We start from the raw sequence: 687 nt of genomic DNA, 5'->3' as shown, positions 1-687 counted from the left end.
GTCGGGGGGCGTGGGCGCGGTCGAGGTGGGCTCGGTCGAGGTGGGCTCGGTGCGTGAGCCTGGTGGTGTTCAGGTGTGGGCGGTCGCCGGGATGCCCGAAGTCCGCGGCGGGGACGACATCGCTCAGCTGATCGCGGCCACCCGGCCCGGGCTCCTCGACGGCGACATCCTGCTCGTCACCTCGAAGATCGTGAGCAAGGCGGAGGGCCGCGTCGTGGCGGCGGCCGACCGTGAGGCGGCCATCGACGCGGAGACCATACGCGTGGTCGCGCGGCGCGGCACCCTTCGTATCGTCGAGAACCGGCACGGCCTCGTCATGGCCGCGGCCGGTGTCGACGCGTCCAACACCGCCGCCGGGACCGTGCTGCTGCTGCCCGAGGACCCCGACGCGTCGGCGCGGCTGATCCGGGACGGGTTGCGGGACGCGCTCGGCGTGGACGTGGGCGTCGTGGTGACGGACACCTTCGGACGGCCCTGGCGCAACGGGCTGACCGACGTGGCGATCGGCGCCTCGGGGGTGCGGGTCCTCGAAGACCTGCGGGGCGGGACCGATACGTACGGCAATCCGCTGAACGTGACAGTCGTCGCCGTGGCGGACGAGCTGGCCGCGGCCGGTGACCTGGTGAAGGGCAAGGCCGAGGGGCTGCCGGTCGCCGTGGTGCGGGGGCTTTCGCACTGGGTGGGAGG

General features: G+C 73.7%; 1 protein-coding gene. It reads left to right on the top strand.

Annotation, left to right across the window (positions count from 1 at the left end; genetic code table 11):
• Positions 1-91: 91 nt before the first annotated feature.
• On the top strand, positions 92-687 hold a 596-nt coding region (locus E2E34_RS34875; RefSeq protein ID WP_138905788.1), incomplete at its 3' end, for a coenzyme F420-0:L-glutamate ligase.

The sequence above is a fragment of the Streptomyces albidochromogenes genome, from assembly GCF_005981925.1.
Lineage (GTDB): Bacteria > Actinomycetota > Actinomycetes > Streptomycetales > Streptomycetaceae > Streptomyces > Streptomyces albidochromogenes.
This window is presented reverse-complemented; position numbering and strand designations above follow the sequence as displayed.